This is a genomic window from Flavobacteriales bacterium, assembly GCA_021739695.1.
Taxonomy (GTDB): domain Bacteria; phylum Bacteroidota; class Bacteroidia; order UBA10329; family UBA10329; genus UBA10329.
Genome location: JAIPBM010000012.1, coordinates 20784 through 41170 on the forward strand (window position 1 = coordinate 20784; position 20387 = coordinate 41170).

17 protein-coding genes are annotated in these 20387 nt (G+C 45.9%); 10 read left to right on the plus strand and 7 right to left on the minus strand.

The features are described 5' to 3' along the window. Both K9J17_09135 and K9J17_09140 read left to right on the plus strand, forming a co-directional pair. The gene (locus K9J17_09135) at window positions 1–1374 is read left to right on the plus strand and encodes a DUF839 domain-containing protein (GenBank protein MCF8276885.1); all 1374 of its coding nucleotides are present in this window, start codon (window positions 1–3) and stop codon (window positions 1372–1374) included. Then, on the plus strand, window positions 1371–2906 hold the full coding sequence (locus tag K9J17_09140; GenBank protein ID MCF8276886.1) for an alkaline phosphatase D family protein: 1536 nt from the start codon (window positions 1371–1373) through the stop codon (window positions 2904–2906). Before K9J17_09135 ends, K9J17_09140 begins: the two co-directional genes overlap by 4 nt. Here K9J17_09140 and K9J17_09145 read toward each other — a convergent pair. Then, the gene (locus K9J17_09145; protein MCF8276887.1) at window positions 2896–5337 is read right to left on the minus strand and encodes a TonB-dependent receptor; all 2442 of its coding nucleotides are present in this window, start codon (window positions 5335–5337) and stop codon (window positions 2896–2898) included. The two genes, K9J17_09140 and K9J17_09145, sit on opposite strands and share 11 nt — an antisense overlap. Window positions 5338–5373: 36 nt before the next feature. On the opposite strand from K9J17_09145, the gene K9J17_09150 reads away from it, so the two are divergent. Continuing rightward, complete coding sequence (locus tag K9J17_09150) at window positions 5374–6372, plus strand: hypothetical protein (GenBank protein MCF8276888.1); 999 nt, start codon at window positions 5374–5376, stop codon at window positions 6370–6372. A 68-nt stretch (window positions 6373–6440) separates the two neighbouring features. Here the strand turns inward: K9J17_09150 and K9J17_09155 are convergent, their stop codons facing one another. Genes K9J17_09155 through K9J17_09165 form a run of 3 tightly spaced genes read right to left on the minus strand, consistent with a single transcriptional unit; the run spans window position 6441 to window position 8561 of the window. Continuing rightward, window positions 6441–7295, minus strand: a complete 855-nt coding sequence (locus K9J17_09155) for an acyltransferase family protein (protein MCF8276889.1) — start codon at window positions 7293–7295, stop codon at window positions 6441–6443. Window positions 7296–7326: 31 nt separating this feature from the next. Further along, on the minus strand, window positions 7327–7929 hold the full coding sequence (locus K9J17_09160; GenBank protein MCF8276890.1) for a hypothetical protein: 603 nt from the start codon (window positions 7927–7929) through the stop codon (window positions 7327–7329). 29 nt (window positions 7930–7958) lie between these two features. After that, a complete protein-coding gene (locus tag K9J17_09165; protein MCF8276891.1) occupies window positions 7959–8561 on the minus strand; it encodes a T9SS type A sorting domain-containing protein in 603 nt (200 codons plus the stop codon). Window positions 8562–8666: 105 nt separating this feature from the next. Here K9J17_09165 and K9J17_09170 point away from each other — a divergent pair, with 105 nt between their 5' ends. The 6 genes from K9J17_09170 (at window position 8667) to K9J17_09195 (ending at window position 14060) form a co-directional block, all read left to right on the plus strand. After that, window positions 8667–9068: a hypothetical protein gene (locus K9J17_09170; protein MCF8276892.1), complete on the plus strand. Its 402-nt coding sequence runs from the start codon at window positions 8667–8669 to the stop codon at window positions 9066–9068. Between the two features lie 2 nt (window positions 9069–9070). Further along, window positions 9071–9790 carry a 3'-5' exonuclease gene (locus K9J17_09175; GenBank protein ID MCF8276893.1) on the plus strand — a complete coding sequence of 240 codons (720 nt, stop codon included), beginning with the start codon at window positions 9071–9073 and terminating at the stop codon, window positions 9788–9790. Continuing rightward, window positions 9787–10272, plus strand: a complete 486-nt coding sequence (locus K9J17_09180) for a hypothetical protein (GenBank protein MCF8276894.1) — start codon at window positions 9787–9789, stop codon at window positions 10270–10272. Before K9J17_09175 ends, K9J17_09180 begins: the two co-directional genes overlap by 4 nt. A 12-nt stretch (window positions 10273–10284) precedes the next feature. Next, window positions 10285–12096, plus strand: coding sequence for an ABC transporter ATP-binding protein (locus tag K9J17_09185; protein MCF8276895.1), 1812 nt, complete (start codon window positions 10285–10287; stop codon window positions 12094–12096). Between the two features lie 103 nt (window positions 12097–12199). Then, the gene (locus K9J17_09190) at window positions 12200–13051 is read left to right on the plus strand and encodes an OmpA family protein (GenBank protein ID MCF8276896.1); all 852 of its coding nucleotides are present in this window, start codon (window positions 12200–12202) and stop codon (window positions 13049–13051) included. A gap of 163 nt (window positions 13052–13214) precedes the next feature. Continuing rightward, entirely contained in the window at window positions 13215–14060 is an 846-nt protein-coding gene (locus K9J17_09195; GenBank protein ID MCF8276897.1) for an OmpA family protein, read from the plus strand. 49 nt (window positions 14061–14109) lie between these two features. On the opposite strand, the gene K9J17_09200 is transcribed toward K9J17_09195, so the two are convergent. Beyond that, a complete protein-coding gene (locus K9J17_09200; protein ID MCF8276898.1) occupies window positions 14110–15459 on the minus strand; it encodes a choice-of-anchor L domain-containing protein in 1350 nt (449 codons plus the stop codon). A gap of 94 nt (window positions 15460–15553) precedes the next feature. Here K9J17_09200 and K9J17_09205 point away from each other — a divergent pair, with 94 nt between their 5' ends. Continuing rightward, window positions 15554–16729 carry an MFS transporter gene (locus K9J17_09205; GenBank protein ID MCF8276899.1) on the plus strand — a complete coding sequence of 392 codons (1176 nt, stop codon included), beginning with the start codon at window positions 15554–15556 and terminating at the stop codon, window positions 16727–16729. 1 nt (window position 16730) lies between these two features. On the opposite strand, the gene K9J17_09210 is transcribed toward K9J17_09205, so the two are convergent. Together K9J17_09210 and K9J17_09215 are read right to left on the minus strand one after the other, a co-directional pair. After that, window positions 16731–17309 carry a 1-acyl-sn-glycerol-3-phosphate acyltransferase gene (locus tag K9J17_09210; protein ID MCF8276900.1) on the minus strand — a complete coding sequence of 193 codons (579 nt, stop codon included), beginning with the start codon at window positions 17307–17309 and terminating at the stop codon, window positions 16731–16733. A gap of 47 nt (window positions 17310–17356) precedes the next feature. After that, on the minus strand, window positions 17357–20293 hold the full coding sequence (locus tag K9J17_09215; GenBank protein ID MCF8276901.1) for a T9SS type A sorting domain-containing protein: 2937 nt from the start codon (window positions 20291–20293) through the stop codon (window positions 17357–17359). Window positions 20294–20387: the final 94 nt, after the last annotated feature.

Sequence of the window (20387 nt, forward strand, 5' to 3'; positions counted from 1 at the left end):
ATGCGAAGTAGAAGAGACTTTATCCGCGCAAGCGGTTTCATTGGAATCGGTTTTGTAGGATTGAAACTATATGCCTGTGGCACCAAAACCCCTGGTGGAGTAGAGCTGACCGAAGTCGCCTTGGATTACGGCCCATTGGTAAAAGATCCATTGGGTGTACTCGACCTTCCAGAAGGATTCTCTTACAAGATCATCTCAAAACAAGGAGATATGATGACGGATGGTCTTCTCGTTCCAGGCAAACAGGACGGTATGGGAACCTTTGCGGGAGAGAACGGTCGTGTCATCATTATCCGAAACCACGAAATTGTTCCAACAGACAAGAACCTTGGAGCATTTGGAGCAGAGAATGTCAATCTCTCTTCTATACCAGAAGAAGATTTCTACGAATTCGGGAAAGGTCAATTCCCAGGTCTGGGAGGAACAACCACCTTGGTTTTTAATGAGGCAACGCAGGAAGTGGAAACTGAGTTTCTGAGCCTAGCCGGGACCTACCGCAATTGCGCGGGCGGAGTAATGCCATGGGGTAGCTGGATAACTTGCGAAGAGGATGTGACCAAAACGGGGGATTTTGAAGGGAACGTGGAAAAAGAACACGGATACATATTCGAAGTTCCTGCCACCGACAAACCCATGCGTGCCGTACCCAAACCAATTAAGGAAGCCGGTAGATTCAATCACGAGGCAGTGGCTTACGACCCTGTAGGCGGAATACTCTATATGACCGAAGACCGTGGCGATGGCCTCCTCTATCGCTTCATCCCTACAGTGAAAGACAACCTTCATTCAGGTGGAAAATTGCAAGCCTTGGCCATTAAAAACGGGCCCAAGTTCGATACGCGAAACTGGCCTGAAAGCCTTGGCCCAGATATCCTTCAGCACATTCCGATGGCCTTGGAATGGATCGATCTGGATGAAGTGGAAGCTCCGCAGGACGATTTACGTGTACGCGGACACGAAAAGGGTGCCGCCCTTTTTGCACGTGGAGAGGGCATGTGGTATGATGAGGGCGTCATTTATTTTGCCTGCACAAACGGTGGTGATCTAATGAAAGGCCAGGTTTTCAAATTGACCCCTGATGAAAATGGTGGTCAATTAGAACTCTTCATTGAGCCTAATGATGTTGACATCATGAAGTATTGCGACAATCTAACTGTTGCCCCATGGGGTGATGTCATGATCTGCGAAGACGATACCGACCCGTACCTGCGCGGAGTAACACCTGAAGGAAAGATCTTCACCTTTGGTCACGCTACCAAACATGAATCTGAATTCACCGGCATCTGCTTCTCTCCAAGTGGCAAGACGATGTTTGTAAACATACAACATGCCGGGCTTACCTTGGCCATCACCGGCCCTTGGAAAGGCCGATGATAACATTGGCTGTTGAACTTGTTGACACTAGGAAGCTTACCAGGCTGGTTTATTCATTTTTCTTTCTTTTCTCGGTTCTCTTTTCTCACGGCCAGAATATTACACATGGCCCTGTAATAGGAGCAGTAACCGATAGCTCGGTCCGTGTTTTCATTCGAACCAAAATTGCCGATTCGGTCATCTCGCTACACTTATCGCCTGACACAAGCTATCGATCTACCCAAATCTATCTCGGAAGAACGGAAGCCAAAATCGACAGTTCGGTCATTTTGAACCTCGACCGTCTAACACCTGACACCAAATACTACTATCGGATATTCGTTGGTCAGCATCTAGATACAATCAATGGCTCATTTACAACCTATCCACAGCAAGGCCAAAAGGGTATCTACACGTTTGTGACGGGATCGTGTCAGGAAACCGAGAATATGAAAGTTTTCGATGTGATCCCTTTGCATAACCCATACTTCATGATGCACACGGGTGATTATACCTACCCTGATTATCAAATAGCTCCCGATTACTCAGCAACTTGGGAAGGAATTGCGCTCAGCTATCGCAAACGTTATGATGAGAAGGGAATGAAATACATGCTACGCAGCGTACCGATCGATTATGTATATGACGATAACGACTATGTAGGAGGCAGTGGTGGCCGCTACTGCAAGAACGATATGCATTCGTACAAGGAGAACGGCCGAACGGTGAATAAGATGGAGGCTCCAGAATTTCCCGCTTTTTGGAGAAGGAATACGATAAAAGGATATGCTGAGTTCTTCCCACACTATCCTCTTGCAGATACGAGCGAAGGAATCTATCACTCATTTAAATTAGGTAATGCGGAATTCTTCGTCATCGACCGCAACAGCGCCAAGGATCGACCAAACATGGACGGTTTCGTTTTTGACGGGAAAAAGAAAAAGTGGCGATGGAATCCGCCAGAAGGCTATGCCCTATTTGGGAAACAACAAATGAATTGGCTCAAGAATAGCCTTTTGAACTCAGATGCCGATTGGAAATTCATCGTAAGCGGAGTGCCGCTAAATGGAGCATGCGAAAAGCTTATCAAAGCGGGCGTGAAGATCCAGAACATGAGCATGAAAGGATTCTACGGTTTTCACCTCGCCTGGGGATTCAGCCAATACTGGGCGGGTTTCCCAGAGGAACGGAATGATTTCATGCAGTTTCTGAAAGAGAACGACATCAAAGATGTGATTGTGATAAGCGGTGATACGCACCACAATGTGATGGATGATGGAAAGAATGCTGGGCTTCCTGAGCTTAATGCCAGCGGTCTGAGTGTTACCAGCACAGAACTTGCCTATTATCTTAAACTGATCGGTACGTTCACAGGAACTTTCCAAATGAAAAAAATCTGGAACCAAGGCGGCAATGGCCTTGGCAACAAGAATCTGAAGAATGCCTTTGGCAAGGTTCAGATAGTCAACTCCGACTACGTTGAACTGAGCATCATTGACGAGGATAATCAGGTAATCAGCTCATTCCGGGTACCGCACTCATCTAAAAAGTAACCTTTATCTGTAAGGTGAAATTTCGGATCGGTTCTACCTTACTTGGCCGGAATGAATAGATTCGGTTGGTAACGTTATTAACGATGAAATTGAGCTTTAGCTGCTCCATTATCTGGTAAGAAGCACGCAGATTGAAGATGAAATCTCCTTTCTGATGCGCCTCACCATAGCGCTTGGTGGCCCCAAACTCTCCCGAAATAAAATCTACCGCAGTGGTCTCCGTCTTCGGGATGTTTTCCGGATAGCTACCATAGATCATCGTCACTCCAATGGAAGCCTTCTTATAGTCAAGTTGAATATCTCCCTTTACCAAATGCCGTGGTCGCAACTTCAGCAGCTTGTCAACATCCTTATTGTCTGCATCAATCCGTGTGCCCATGTACTTGAAGAATTCAGATAAGTATTGAGCCGCACCATAGCTCTTAGCCGAATCAAGATTGACGGGATAATTGTAGGTATAGCCAATAAGCGCTGTCACTCCAATAGGACCAACAGAACCGCGGCTCGCAAGCCCGAATTCGTAGCCCGAAACCAATGCGTTGCTAACGTTTTGAGGATAAAGCCCCACTACATAACTGGCCGGAAGATTTGCAAATAGTTCTGGATGCGTTCCAACTGTAACGAATCCGTACTCTACCAGATTCTTATATTGCTGATAGAAGTAAGCAAAATCGATATATGCTTGCCATTTGCTGATGGCCAACACTTGCTTAAGCCCGAATTCGGCACTTTGCCCATTCTCTGCTGTCAGATTAGCGTTAGGAATTATTCGTACCTGTGGATTGAGGTCATCATCCAGATACCGTTCTGCGATGGTCGGAAGACGATAGGATTGTCCGTAAGAAATTCTTGCAAACGTTCCTTGGCCGAAACGGTAATTCAATCCTGAACGGAAAACGGGCGTGCCTGTTTCTGAATAATCGTCTACGCCCAATACTTCATACCTCAAACCAGCAACAGCCGTTAGCCGCTTCGTTTTAAATTCTCCCTGAACGTAAACCGCCCCTGAATAGGAGACCCTTACTCCAGAATAAAGGTTACTCTTGGAAATTCCTACTACCAATGGCAATCCGCTGGTTATAGACCATTTCTTCCAAAGGCGTTGAAACTGGTAATTGAGCATGATCTGATGCGAAATGGCATGCGGGGTGGTCTGAGGGTTTTTTGATATCCTCATGATATACATGTAGCGGCTCTGAAACGTATGCTTGAATCCTTTGTCGCTCGTATAGTGCAGATGCGGATCGAAGTTGGCTCGGAAATACTGATCGCTGGATGGAATGGCCGACCGCAATGCGCCTTCATTCGGGTTGGCTGCCAAGAAAAATCTTCCGGAATGCTCGTAAACCGCGTTGCCATTAATACCATAATTAAGTCCCACCTTCCGCTTGTGATGAACGCGCGTTTTAAAGTTGATTCCTCCGCGTAATTCGTCCGCATCGCTCAGATAGCTTCGGTCGTGAATGAACATTCCACCAACCACAAGGTCTAGATTGTTGATCTTTCGCATATGATTGAAGTTGGCACCTGAAGCTCCACGTACCTGTCCGTTATCCCACCATTTAAGCGTGTCTTTAGGAAAATGAATGATCGTATCCACCTCTATGGTTGAACCTGGATTATCTGGATCAGGCCGCGTCAGTTTCTTAGTATAGGTCTGATCGCTATATAGGTCCGGTGGGTTGTCGTACAGTTTCTGGAACAGGGTAACCGTGGTAGTAGGCTTTGCATCCTTGGGCCATCCGGTGATCACGTTCACAACGCCATTCAAAGCCGAACTACCATAAACCACACTCGATGCACCTTTGATAACCTCCACTTGCTCCACATTTTGCATTGGTGCTTGGCGCAATTGTGGTTCTCCAAGGTCCGCGCTCATCATCGACATACCATCTTGCATTACTGCCGTGCGGGTTCCTACACCATACGACCAGCTGCTTCCTCCTCTGATGCTTACTTGGCTGTCCTGTATGGTCACACCGGGGGTTTTGTTTATCGCTTCGCCAAGATCAGTGGCATTCGTGTTCTCGATCAACTTGGCAGTAACTACTTCCATCGATACCGTTTCTTCAGCAATGCTTTTCTGATACTGGCTGGCAGAAACAACCACAATATCCAACTGCTCCGATTTCATGGAAAGTTTCACATCAATCGTTTGCGCAGCACCAGAACGAAGATCCACTTCTTTTACTTTCGGCTCGAAACCAATGAACGAGTATCGAAGACTCAATATCCCTTTGGGCAATTTTATGGAATATTTCCCGTCCAGATCAGTGGTTACGCCTGTGCCCTGTTCGGTGACCACGCTAGCGCCTACCAACGGTTCGTTGGTTTCTTTATCGGTAATGGTTCCTGTAAGGGTCACCTCCTGAGCCTGAACGTGGATGGCAAAAATTGAGAATACAATGACAGTAAGTAGCGATTTTGCCATATAACGGTATTTGTGAAGACGCTAAAAATAAGAAAGATGCTCATCTTTGAGCGTGTGCAAAAATTCATGTATCCTGTAAGATTTTCTTTCATCTCCATCATCATTGCTGTTGTTGCGATTAGCCTGGTAACGCAACAGAACGCACATTCGCAACCAATTCCGAACGCCAAGGAAACGCTACAATCAGAAGCAAGGGCTTTTCAGGTGAGTGTCCCGGATCAAGACGAATTGGCAGGCGGACATCTTCAGGGCATCCAGCTCTTAAATGAAACACTTATTGTTTCAGGAAGCTCTTCTAGCTTCGCTTACCTCGCATTGTTCCAAAAACTCGGAGAGGAATTTCGGTTTTTAGGCATAAAGAAACTGGGCAAGAAGCCTTTCAATCATGCCGGAGGTTTCCAAATAGCAGGCAACTGGTTGGCCATCGGGATCGAAGACCCCGTTGGGAAACGCGAATCGGTGATACAACTCATCGATGTGTCGTCCTTCAAGAACCTGTCATCCCCACCGGTTTTCACATTAAACCGAAAAGGGGAAAGCAAGCGCAGCACAGCTGGTGCGGTTGCACTCATCAAACGGAAAGACCACTTTGTATTGGCCGTGGGGAGCTGGGATTGTACCACCATCGACTTTTATGTTTCCAATGGACTCGACCCCCATGCCGAAGGCTTCAACTTTGAACCTTGGACAAGTTGGGACAGTCGCGAAGCGATACGCAAGGACTGGACAGACCGCAGTTATGGTAGTTACCAGAACCTGCAACTCACCGAGGACGCAACGGGATTGTATATCACTGGTTTTTGCAGAACACCAAATGGCACCGACCAAGCAGATGTTTTCCTGATTACACCGCTGGCAGACCCTTATACCATGCTTAAGAAAGTAGCTTACTATTCGGTGCAATGCAATGGCGAGGTCACCTTTAGAAACGGTGCAGGATTTACCTTTTTCAAGAATGTGCCGTCCATCATAGCGGTCGGACACGATCTCTTTCCCAAACTTCAGTTTCAGGTATTTCCGATCAAGCAAAATTGATTTTCCCCTGTTTGCCTCAGAACACAATTCGGATATAGAAAACCAACTACAGGTTCGAGATCATTGACCTAAAGCCGATTAAGCAGACTGCGCAACCAACCTCCATCGCCATCCTGCAATTTCTGAATCCGCATTTTGGTGATGTCCAATTCCAATTGAAGTTCTACGCGTTCGCGAAGTTCCCACAGCGATTCCTCGTCTGTTCTACCTTGGTATTCTTTGGTTGAAATACGCTGACCGAAGGCGTAATACTGCTTTTCGGGACGTGGAATGAACGTTGGTCCAATGCCACGGGCAATTGGGAACATGGTCTCGCCATCCTTCAGATACTTTTCGGCAATTCCCTTCTCGCGCAGCCACTCACCAAACTTCGATTCCATCAGTTCGTCTCCGTCCATCACAATATCGTAAGCATCTTCTTGGCCCACTTGCGCTACGGTTATGATGTCATATCCATTTTCGATGGCCATGCGCGCAAATCCCGTCCGCTTCTTCCAAGTAAGCTTATACTTCTCTCCCTTTCGCTTACAGGTTTCGCGTCCACCTCCCGGATAGACCATGATGTGTTCACCATGCTCCATCATTGCAGCACAATTCTCGCGGCTACCGCGCACAAAACCCACTTTGGTGGCCAGATCGCGCCAGCCCGGCATCATATAATGAAGATCATCTACCAATGATCGGCAGAAAATGCCTTTTTCCATATACATCTGAGCTGCCCAAAGCGTTCCATCAAGCACACCCAACACGTTATGGTTGGTCACATACATCGCAGGCTTATCCTTATCCACATTTTCGAAACCGAAAAACTGTGGTTCAAAATAGGCTCGGCCAAGGGCCGTCATCTTTTCTACAAAATCTACCGATGGTGGAATAAAATCAGGATCGTAATCTCCGATTTTGATAGGGGTTGTTTCGCTCATGGCGCAAAGATAACACGCAGAAGACTGAGTACTAATAAATTATCATTACCGTACTCGTATCAAAAGCAGAGGCAAAAGCAGATTCAGCCACTTGATGGACGCCACCGTTCTGATCGACATAACTACCCGTTATTTGAACCTGCTGCTCGCCATAGACCAAACAGGTAAAGACCGTGTCTACCGCACTTCCCTGAATAAACTTAAGGGTAGAAGAACAACAGCTGGTGCACGCGTCCGTTTCCGCATCAACCGCATACGATACGGTTTGCGAACTGTTCTGATTGACAAGATGCGTAGCAACCCATGCTTTAGGTTCTATATTGAACGTAGCAGAATAGGCCGTGCTGAAGGGAACATTGTCTGGATTGATATCGAAAGTTCCACCGAAATGATTTGGATGAAAAACCTCCACACGATACGAATAATAAACATCCTTGTCCACTTCAATATAAAAGCGACCGCTGGCATCTGTAACGGCTGAACCAACCACAACATACGTTGGATTAAAGCCACCGGCAGCATTCTGCACCTTCATCACCACGCTGGCGCCTTCCACCGCTGCGTTCACCTTCTCATCAAATACTACACAATCGAACATGAACACGTCTGTCTTTTTCGTGCAGCCGGCAAACATCAAAACCAAACTCAAAAACGCGAAAGCTCTCATTGATGGGAAAAATAGATCTTTCCTTGAATATCTGTTTCAGGCAAACCGGTAATTCGGAAAATATAAACCCCAGACCTCCATCCGCTTGGTTGTATGCTGAAATCGCTGTTGGTCCCTGTAGCGCTGTAAAGCTCATTTCCCATTTGATCAAACACCTGTAGCAAAGCCTCCGATTTCTGATCGTTGCTGAATAGAATTCGATAAGAATTGGTCTGATGGTCCGTGAGCACGATATGGTTTGCTCTTCCGAAATCTTCGAAAAATGCCGAGATGGTATCAGTAAACCCTTGAAATCCCAATTCCAACTTGTAATGGTTGTAAATGTTTGGAACCGGAACCGAATCGAAAAAGGAATAGGTTTCGTTCTCAGTAAAACTGCCACAGATTCCGGGAATGTGCTTTATCTGTTGGAACTGAAACGAATCATCGGACCGGAACAACTTGGTGCCTTCGCACTGATTTCCGCCCTTAATCACCCAGCGCAAAAGAATTCCGTTCGGTTGCTTAATGGCATCAAAGGATTTCAAAATAGGATGTGGCGATTGACCGAACCCGATAAACGGGAACAAGAAAAACAGAAATGCAGCGGAGAATTTCATATCAGCAACCAAATTAACCTCTCTTTGTCTTCATTGTTGTAGTGCGCACTACATTTCATACAAAGCACTGAACGAAATGGCCATTTTTAAATACGTTTGCAATAAGTGAGAAAAGACATTCATATACCAAAAGTAGAAGGCGTTTCGATGGCTGTTGTCAAAGAAACCGATGGTGAAGATGCCGCTTGGGGCGTTTACCTGATCAACAGCAAAGAGGAAGCGATCAAGAACATCATTGTGGTTTCTAAAGGATTCGGAACAATCAATAATGAGGAAATAAAAACGTCCACATTGCGCCATTTCTTTGACGAATTGGAACCGAGCGCATTTCAAAAAGTGGAGGTAATCATTCCAGAGGTTTTCGGTTTGAATAACCAATACATGCTCACTTTCTACATAGATGGAGCAATCCATGACCGTAAATACATTTTTGTTCCAGATAGCGTTGTTGAAGACAACCTCATTCAAATACCTTTGATAGGCCGACCTGGAATTTTGATCCGCTGATCATGCTATTGAATCTTGACCTTACGAAAATCCTGTTTCTCGATATTGAGACCGTGCCTCAGTTTGCAGATTACATGCAGCTGGACGAAACGACCGCTACGCTTTGGGACGACAAAGCAGGCAAGCTTTCGAAGCAAGAACAGACAGGCGAAGAGATGTACGAGCGGGCAGGTATTTATGCCGAATTCGGAAAGATCATCTGTATTTCGGTCGGTGTTTTTAACCTGAGGGAAGGCGGCAAACGCGAATTTCGATTGCGCTCCTTTTATGGAGATGATGAAAAGCTGCTTTTGAATGAATTCGCTGCCATGCTGAATAACCATTTCAGTAGACCAGACAATTTGCTTTGTGGGCACAATGGGAAGGAATTCGACTTTCCGTTTTTGGCGCGCAGAATGATCATAAACCGTATTCCTATTCCGAAAATACTGAACATGGTGGGCAAAAAACCTTGGGAAGTGCAGCACTTGGACACCATGGAAATGTGGAAATTCGGGGATTGGAAAAGCTATACTTCGCTGAAATTGTTGGCGCATGTACTAGATGTTCCAACTCCAAAAACAGATATTGAAGGAAAGGACGTGGCGCGGGTCTATTATGAGGAGAATGACCTCGAACGCATTGAACAATACTGCAAACGCGATACCTTGGCTGTGGCGCAGTTACTATTGCGTTTCCGTGGAGAAGATATTTTGAACGAAGACCAAATTGTGGACACATGAGAGCACTTATTTACACCATCATTTCCATAACGCTGTTCGCTTGCGGATCTGAAACGGATGTGCTGACTCCCGTGGTTGGTCCTGCCAACAGCCATTTTAGAGGAAACACCATTGGCGATAAATACCAGCAAGTATTGAAGAATGCGGCTACAGACCATCCTGTTCCTACAGAAGAAGGCGTGCTGAACTGTGAATTCAAAGCTGGGGACTCTGAGCTCACTGTGCATTATGAATTCGATCAAGAAAAGCTGTACTCCGTTCAGGCAGATATGTTCTTTCCAGATTCGGCAAGTCTGAACACATTTGAGAACAAGCTGGTAGAGCGCTACAACGCAAGCTTTGGCGAAGTGCAATTGGATGGCGGATTTCTTGTTTGGAAAGACAACAGTTCGGGTACCGAAGTGGAATTCACCTTGGCTGATGAGAGCATCGAATTCGGGCAGCCCAAGCTCTCCCTCACAATTTATAATTTTGACTACTGATCAACTACGCGCATGTCTGATAGAAAATTGCTGGAAATAAAGAACCTCGTTACGGAATTCCGAACGGATGGAAAAGTGCTGAAAGCCGTTAACGATGTGAGTTTTACGCTCAATCGTGGCGAAACCATCGGAATTGTGGGCGAGTCTGGTTCTGGAAAATCGGTCACATCGCTTTCGGTTATGCGTCTGATCCCAAATCCTCCAGGAACCATTTCGGGCGGAGAAATTCTATTTCACAAGGATGCGAATTCTACCGTTGACCTTGTAAAGATCAGCGAGAAGGAAATGCGCTCCATTCGTGGCAACGACATTGCCATGATCTTTCAAGAACCGATGACATCGCTGAATCCCGTTTTTACCTGCGGTGATCAAGTGATGGAAGCCATTCTGCTTCATCAGAAAGTGAGCAAGAAAGAGGCGAAAGAGAAAACCATCGCGCTTTTCAAAGAAGTTCAGTTACCGCGTCCAGAAGCCATTTTTGATCAATATCCGCATCAGATCTCTGGTGGTCAGAAGCAACGCGTAATGATCGCGATGGCCATGAGTTGCAATCCGAGCATTCTGATTGCCGATGAGCCGACCACTGCTTTGGACGTTACTGTTCAGCAAACGATTCTCGACCTGATGCTCAAACTTCAGCGTGAGCACGATATGGGCATCATGTTCATTACGCACGACTTGGGCGTAATTGCCGAATTGGCCGATAAAGTTGTGGTGATGTACAAGGGCAAAATTGTGGAGCAAGGGCCTGTTTTGGAGATCTTCAGCAATCCGCAGCATCCTTACACCAAAGGATTGTTGGCCTGTCGTCCACCTTTGGATGTGCGGTTGAAACGGCTTCCGATCGTGTCCGATTTCATGAAATTGGATGATGCAGGAAACATTGAGGAAATTGCCCAGACCGTAACCGAAGCCACTCAAAAGGAAATTCAAACACCTGCAGAACGCGAAAAAGCGCACAAGGATTTGTACGCCAAAGAACCTATTCTTCAGATCAAAAACCTTAAAACATACTTTCCTCTCAAGAAGAATTTCTTCGGAAAAGTGACAGAAGAAGTAAAAGCCGTGGATGACGTAACGTTTGATGTTTATCCTGGCGAAACGCTTGGCCTTGTTGGTGAATCTGGTTGTGGAAAAACCACGCTTGGCAGAACGGTGCTCCGGCTAGTTGATCCAACCGGTGGCGAAGTGATCTTTAAAGGAAAGCCGCTGCACTCGATGACCACGAGCGAACTGACCGAGATCCGAAAAGACATTCAGATCATCTTTCAGGATCCGTATTCTTCGCTCAACCCACGAATTACGGTTGGCGATGCGATAATGGAACCGATGCAAGTGCATAAACTGTATGCAAACGATAAGGAACGGAAGGATAAAGTGCTCGAATTATTGGAGCGCGTAAACCTGCTTCCAGAACATTTTTACCGTTATCCACACGAATTCTCAGGCGGTCAGCGCCAACGGATCTGTATTGCACGTGCCTTGGCGTTACGTCCGCAGTTCATCATTTGCGATGAGTCTGTATCGGCATTAGATGTGTCTGTTCAGGCGCAGGTTCTGAACCTTCTGAACGAACTGAAACGCGATTTCGATTTCACTTACATTTTCATCTCTCACGACCTTTCGGTGGTGAAATTCATGAGCGACCGCATGGTGGTAATGAACAAAGGCGTGGTGGAAGAAATGGGCGATGCCGACCAGATCTATTCGAATCCTCAAACGGAGTACACCAAGAAGCTGATTGCGGCCATTCCGAAAGGGAGATTGGAAGATATTGAAGCTTCGATCAAAGAGAAGGAAGAGTGGCTAACCGCACAGGTCTAAACCGCGGTTGTACACACATCTTAGTTGAAATTATTATCCTCTTCTAGCAGAGAAGGAATCTCTGCTGTATAATTTCGCAGTCACTAAACACGTTAACTCGATTATGAAACAAATAGCAATTCTTGCAATCTCCGTACTGCTACTTAGCAGCTGCGTTTCTACCAAAAAACACACGGCTCTCAGCGACCAATATGTCGGCCTGAAAGACATGTATGAAAAGAACCAAAATGACCTTGGCCGCACGCAACGCGAGTTGATCTCGTTGAAAAAACAACTTGAGCGCGATAGTTTGGAGTTGGCGCGTCTTCGTTCTCAGAACGATAAGCTGATCGGCAACATGGGCGAAATGGCCACACTTTCTAAGAAAGAAGCAGAGAACTTGGAAAAATCGTTAGAGAAGATCAACGAGAAAGACAAGCAGATCAGAACGCTACAAGATGCCATGGACCGAAAGGATTCGGTGACCTTTGCGCTTGTTACCAGCATCAAAGGTGCAATTGGAGATCTAAGTGATGAAGATATTCAGATCAAGGTTGATAAAGGAGCTGTTTTCGTTTCCATCTCAGATAAATTCCTCTTCAAGAGCGGAAGCTTTAAATTGAACAGTGGCGCCATGGATGTATTGGCAAAAGTTGCCAAGATTCTTGTTGCAAAAGCTGATTTTGAGGTGATGATCGAAGGACACACAGACAACGTTTCTTTCCGAAAAGGCGATCTGGAAGACAACTGGGATCTAAGCACCAAGCGTGCAACTTCAATCGTCCGAGTATTGCAGAAAGATTTCAATATAGACCCAGCAAGAATGACCGCTGCTGGACGTGCGGAATACGTTCCAATTACAGACAACGACTCTGCCGAAGGCCGTGCTGCTAACCGCAGAACGCGCATTATCATCCTTCCAAAATTGGATCAGTTCTACGGAATGATTGAAGAAGGTCTGAAAGAAGCGAAATAAACTTCCTATAGATTCATTTTCATAAGCCGAACCATATTCATGGTTCGGCTTTTATTGTGCTCAAAATCCTGAATTATAGCCAATTCAATTTTCATCACATTTTAATTCCGGCCATAAAGCAGCCATCTACTTTTGCGCCATTAATTAATGTTTTAACCTTAAAATGAAAAAAGTAATAGTGTTCAGTTTATCAGCCCTCTTGTTGAGCAGCTGTGTTTCTAACAAGAAGTTTACAAAGCAAGGTGGCGAACTTTCTGCCTTGAAGGATCTGCATGAGAAAAATCTATCCGATCTGGCCCGCACTCAACGAGAATTGCTTTCCTGTCAATCCGCTCTCAAATCGGCAGAAAGTTCGTTGGATTATCTCCGCTCACAAAACGACCAACTGATCAACAACATCGGTGATATGACCATGCTTTCTGCAAAAGGAGCTACCAACCTAGAGAAATCGTTGGAAAAGATCAACGAGCAGGATCTGCGCATCAAAACTTTGAATCAGGCAATGAACCGAAAAGACTCGGTGACCATTGCGCTTGTTACAAGCATCAAAGGTGCACTCGGAAATCTGTATGATGATGACATCACTGTGAAGGTTGAAAAAGGTGTGGTTTTCGTGTCTATTTCGGACAAGTTCCTATTCAAAAGTGGTAGTTATGCCATCAATTCCAACGCAAAATCTGTCCTTGGCAAAGTGGCCACCATCTTATCATCAAAACCGTGGTTGGATGTAATGGTTGAAGGTCATACGGACAACGTTCCGTTTAACCGAGGCGAACTGCAGGATAACTGGGATCTGAGCGTAAAACGATCAACTTCGTTGGTGCGAATTCTACAGAATGATTTCAAAATCGCTCCAGAAAGAATCACAGCCGCTGGTCGTGCCGAATTTGTACCCATCATGGATAACAGTTCTAAAGAAGGTCGCGCAGCAAACCGTAGAACACGAATCGTGATCATGCCAAAGTTGGATCAGTTCTTTGGAATGATTGAAGATGAGATGAAAAAGTAAGTGGAGCTGGTTGATGAGGATGAGGGCGAATCTGAAAAGGTTCGCCCTTTTACATTTTGGCAAACCGAATCACTTTTGAGGAATTTCCCGCATCGATACGCATCAGATAGATTCCTGAACGGAGCGAAGAGATATCAACCGTTTTGGTGAATTTGGTGGTCGTTCCCACCTGCTCGCTCCAATGGATTCGACCAGACATGTCAAAAATGCTCAGCTTTACATTAGACGATAAAGGTAGTTCGCAATTGAGCATGATAGCATCCGAACCGATGTTTCGCACATACGCATCAACCTTGACAAGTTCTTCCATCCCAGTCACGGTTCCAACATTCAGCAGGACAGCGGTGGCTGTATCAAAACAATGGTTGCTACAAGTGAGCGTTACCTCATACTCACCAGGTTCAGCATAGGTATGTGTTGGATTCTCATCCTCGCTTGTCATCCCATCACCAAAATCCCAGAAATAGGAATCGGCCTGAAATGACTGGTTCTGAAACCCATATTCATAGCCTCCCTGAGGCTGCGCCACAAACTGTGCATATTGAAACCACGTGTTTCCGCAGAAACTTTGAGATTCGATGAATACGCCTGAATCCAAAACTCCATCTCCAATGTCCGCAACAGCAATCACAAAATGATATGTTTCTCCAGGTGTAACTGGATACTCAAGGTTCATCACGGTAGTGAACGCGTCATATTGAACATAAGGCCCGTTCGAATTATCGACATAATACTGGCAGTTTGTGCAGGGACCAGTGGTCGGTTCAGTAGGGCTATATCCGTTGTTTACATTGTTAATTGTGATCGGAATGTTCGCGTTAGGAATCAGAGCAATGTTCTCTGCTCCATTTGAATACGGCCCTGAAATTCCTGGTCCAGAAATAAAGAATCCGAAAGCGTCATTATATCCAGATTGAACATATTCTGGATATTCCTCCGATCCGAATACGAAATCTGAAGCGAAGATGGTATCTGCAAATGGGGTGAAGTCAAACTCAATCCAAACGGCATCGAAGGATTGAAAGCCGGCAAGAGTTGTCAAGTCAACATAACCAGAACCATTTTGATTTGAACCCATAGAATTTGCATTATCTGGTCCTAAAGCAGTACTAGCCATGCCAGAGGTGAGCAGAACTCCACCGTTCATGCCAATGGCATTCACGCTATCGATGAAGATTCCAAAAGCACTTGCTGGGCCATGAAACTGAAAGTTGGAAACCTGCACACAGCCTCCCACAATGATGGAATCGAGCAGAGCGGTTGTGACGGTGGTCAACTGGTTGATGTAAAACCCCGAAGGAGGCGCTGCCCTGGAGTCGCGATGATAATCAGATTGACGTGATTGCCCGAAGGCCATTGAGCAAATGAGCAACGAAAGAATGGTGATCTGATGTTTCATAACTGGCGTGTTTGCTATTAAGACGTCTTGCGAAAACAAATAGTTACAACCATGGTTACGAATGATTGCTGACATTTGCGCCCGTTTTTAGTCAATGACCAAACAGCTTACCTACCTTCTTGCGTTCATCAAGTTCACGCATATCATGGACTTTATGATCATGATGCCGCTGGGTGCACACCTCGAACGGGTTTGGAACATTTCTCCAAAGGAATTCGGCCTGTTGGTGGCTGCGTACACGTTCAGCGCAGGAATTGTAGGGTTGTTCGGTTCGTTTTTCATGGACCGATTTGACCGCAAACACGCCCTGATTTTCCTTTACATCGGTTTCTTATTGGGAACTTTTGCTTGCGCGTTCTCCGATTCATACCACATGCTCCTCATTTCTCGATGCCTGACCGGTTCATTTGGTGGATTGCTGGGAGCTACGGTACTTTCCATTGTTGGAGACCTTACACCCATGTCCAAGCGATCTGAAACGATGGGAACCATCATGGCTGCATTCTCTGCTGCTTCGGTTTTCGGTGTGCCTTTCGGTCTATTTCTAGCAACCAAATTCGGCTGGCAGGCACCATTCCTCTTTCTTGGAATTGTAGGGCTTCCAATTCTTGTATTGAACGTAATGATGGTTCCGAATGTGCGCGAACATTTGCTTCAATCAACCCAAAGTCCGAAGGTTATTTTTCAGACTATGATGGCAGACAGCAACCAACTTACAGCCCATGTTTTCATTGTGCTGTTGATGCTCGGACAGTTCTCTGTCATCACATTCATTGCACCTTACATGGTTTCAAATGTTGGATTCTCTGAAGGGCAAGTAGCATACATCTATTTGGCCGGAGGCGTGTGCACGCTTTTTTCTTCTCCCCTTTTTGGCCGATGGGCGGATAAGTTCGGACAGCTTCGATTCTTCACCATCGTGACACTTCTTTCCCTCATTCCACTTTGGGTGATAACCAACCTACCCAAACTCCAACTCGTAGCTGTTCTGGTTATTACGAGCATCATGTTCATCGTCATTTCGGGGCGCATTATTCCGGCCATGACCATGATCACTTCTTCCGTCAGACCAGAAAGACGTGGCGGTTTTATGAGCGTCAATTCGAGTATACAACAACTCGGTGCTGGCGTGGCCAGTTATGTGGCAGGTATGATCGTAGTAAAATCGGCTACAGGAGAATTGCAGGATTACAATCTGGTCGGCTATTTGGCCATTACTTCATCCATCATTGCCATTTATGTGGCAAGCAAAATGAAAGCCGTTTCGTGATCTAATCGTAGCGCAGATCTACCGAGAATTTCTCTGGGTGCTTTGGAGCGATGTCTTTGTAGAACGCCATGATCTTACGTAGATCGGCATCCATATCTCCACTTGGATGAATAATGGGGCCAACGCCTGCGTGTTTCCGCTTGTAATCCAAATAACCCAACGCGATTGGAACTCCAGCAGCTACCGCCACATGGTAGAAGCCCATTCTCCATTCAGTTCGCAATGCACGCGTTCCTTCGGGTGTCACCATCATGGCCAAGGTCTGGTGTTCTTTGAAAAGATCTGCCATTGCCTCGGTCATGCTTTTGCGCTCCGCACCCGGTTCTTTCGGTGTTCTGTCAATGGCCAATCCGCCCATAGCTTTGGTGAGCCATCCGAATGGAGGTCGGAACCATTCCTTTTTAATGGTAAACCGAAGTGGAATACCCATCAGATAGAAGGCTGAACGTGCATGAACCAGATCCCAATTGCTGGTATGTGGCGATGCGATGATGACGCAGCGTTGCACATCGGCAGGAATGTCCTTATCCATTGTCCAGCCGCTGAAAAAGAAAATGATCTTTGAAATGATGGTTCCCATGTGGTCAAATGTAAGAACCCCAACAGGAACACAGTTTGATCTTTCCCTTAATATCGCATAACGCTGATAGGCGATGAATCGCTTGCATTACCATTCATGATCTGAACGATGTAATAACCTTCGGCCATATTAACCATGTTCACCACATAAGGTATCTGCTCATACTGTTTAATGAACACTAACCGACCTGAAGTATCCATAATGCGGATCTCAGCATCTGTTTCGGCAAACTTTCCTGTATTGATAGCGAACATTCCGTTGCTCGGATTCGGATAGAGCATAAAACCTAGATCATTGGACTCCTCTTGCTCAGATGAGAGTCCCTCACCTACCTGACAGGTTTGAATCTCTGTCCAATCTATATTGACACAGAAGTCGAGGTGGTCAAACACCTGGCCCGCAGAATTTGCCAAAATTTCGTACGTGTTTGTAACAGGAACCCCTGGAATGTTGACGAAAATCGTGTAAGTCGTATCGCTACTTGGCACAAAAGAGAATTCGTACTCACCATTCGTGTTAGTTGACACTCTTCCCTGTGCCTGACCTGGTGGGGTCTTCTCCACAACTACATCAATGAGCGGAATAGGGTCTTCTTCAGTCTCCGTTTTTCCACTCGGATCGTACCATAACGTTCCTGAAAGTGTATTTGAACCATTGAATAGCATCGGCTCAATCATTGCTATATCCTTCACAAAATCGTTTCCACACATATTGAATACCGCAGCATTGTTCCAATCGTACTCGGCTGGATAGTAAGTCTCTACGCTCATTGGGTAGAAAGCATCATTAGGGTTGGCCATTAGGACAAAAGCTTGGAAATTGTCTACTTGACCAAAGTCGTAATATCCGACAACATCCGTCATCACCGAATCGATCGGACTCCAAACCCCTGGATTGACCGCGTCATATTCGTACATGAACGCCCAACACTCTATGCATGGAAGGTTGCCCATTGTCAGAGTTCCTTGCAACGAACTTGACGTTGAACTAACGGTAATCATATCTGAAGCATTGCAACCATTGAAATCCGTGACCGTTACTACATACTGAGCTTCTACAGAACTTTCGGTCGGTGTCAATACAGCAGATGTCACGTTGATTACGTTCAAATCTGGAGATGCTGTCCAATCAGAAGTAAAAGGACCTGTTCCGCCAGAGATTACCACATCCAATTGGGTGGAACCGTTGCTAGGACAAAGGCTAATATTGGCTCCAGATGAGAAATTCACCGCAAGAATGTCTGGTTCACCGATCACTACAGGAACCATTATGGTGCAACCGTGATCATCAGTGACGCTTACCGTGTAGGAACCAGCGGAAAGTCCAGAGAAGTTACCATCGTTCTGTGGTCCAGAACCGATATCGAACATGTAAGGTGATGTTCCTCCAGAGGCACTTACCGAGGCTGAACCCGTTGAGTTGCCATTGCAATCTGCATCTGAACTGGCATCCAGCGATGCTGAAAGAGCTGATGGTTCACCGATCACCACAGGAACCGTTGTAGTGCAACCGTGATCATCCACAATCGTCACCGTGTAAGAACCAGCAGAAAGGCCAGAGAAGTTGCCATCGGCCTGCGGTCCATTGCCAATATCGAAAGTGTAAGGCGATGTTCCGCCAGAGGCACTTACCGAGGCTGAACCGGTTAAGTTGCCATTGCAATCTGCATCTGAACTGGCATCCACCGATGCTGAAAGAATTAGCGGCTCATTGACGGTAAAACCGATTACGTTCTGGCAAGCGTTCGCGTCTGTAATGGTTAAAAAATAGTCACCGGCTGTAAGTCCAACGAAATTTCCGCTTGGCTGAGAGCCCAAACCAATATCGTAAGAGTAAGGAGCCGTTCCACCAGTACCAACAAGTACGACTGAACCTGTTGCATTGCCGTTACAATCGACATCGGAGTAAGAATCAACGGATGCTGAAAGGAGCGATGGTTCATTTATGGTAAATCCAACCGTAGTCTGGCAGCCGTGATCGTCCTTCACAATTACGCTGTAGTTAGCGGCCGGAAGACCAGCAAAAAAACCGCTTGATTGTGGGCCGGATCCTAGGTCATATGTATAAGGAAAAGTTCCGCCCGATGCAGTTATGGTCACAGAACCAGTTAACGTTCCGGTACATACCACATGGGTAAGTTCATCAATGGAACCTTCAATGGCCGATGGTTCTCCAATAGTAAATGGCACAGTGGCCTCACAGCCGCTTGAATTTTTCGCCACAATGACATAATCGCCTGCTGACAATCCACTAAAAAAGTTACTTGCCTGTTCACCGTTTCCAATATCAAACGTATATGGTCCTGAACCGCCAGAAGTGCTTATCGAAACCGATCCGGTTGCATCTCCCTCACAATCGGGCATTGTGATGGTATTGACAGATGCGGAAAACACGGATGGCTCACCTACGGTAATGGTATTGGTCGTAACGTCAGAACAACCGAAATCATCCGAAATCATAACATAATAGTCATCCGGACAGAGATCAACAGCTGTCGCTGTCTCTTGAGCATTCGCATCGCTCCAAATAAAATTGTAGAAACCTGCGTTGGGCCCAGAAACTGAAACGGTTGTCTGCCCATCGCAATTTCCGGCACAGGTAGCATCTAAGGCCGACAGGTTATACGATGGCTGTCCTAGAACAACAATGACCCTCTTGGCAACCATTTGTGTACACAGAATTGAGGCCACTGTCAATTTCATGATGTACGTTCCGGGGGTGGTATAGGCATACTGCGTCAATGGAATCTGCAATCCATCAACAACGTTACTTCCGTCACCGAAATCCCAAGTTCTAAGAGAAATTAGTCCTTCTAACAAGGATTCGTCTTCAAACTGAAGCGTCATATTGGAGCAGATGAAAATGGTATCATTGCTCTCTCCCAGTTGACCAAGGACAGCCAATTCAGCTTGGCATTGTGCAAAGGCATTTAAGGTTGGGATGCTTAATAATAGAATGAACAATAGACTTCTCGCTTGTTTCATATTGCAATAGATTTGATGGTATTTCCCTTGGAGTTACCTAGATGATAGAGGGCATACGTAATAACCACGTGATGGTTTTATTCCAACGAAAAAA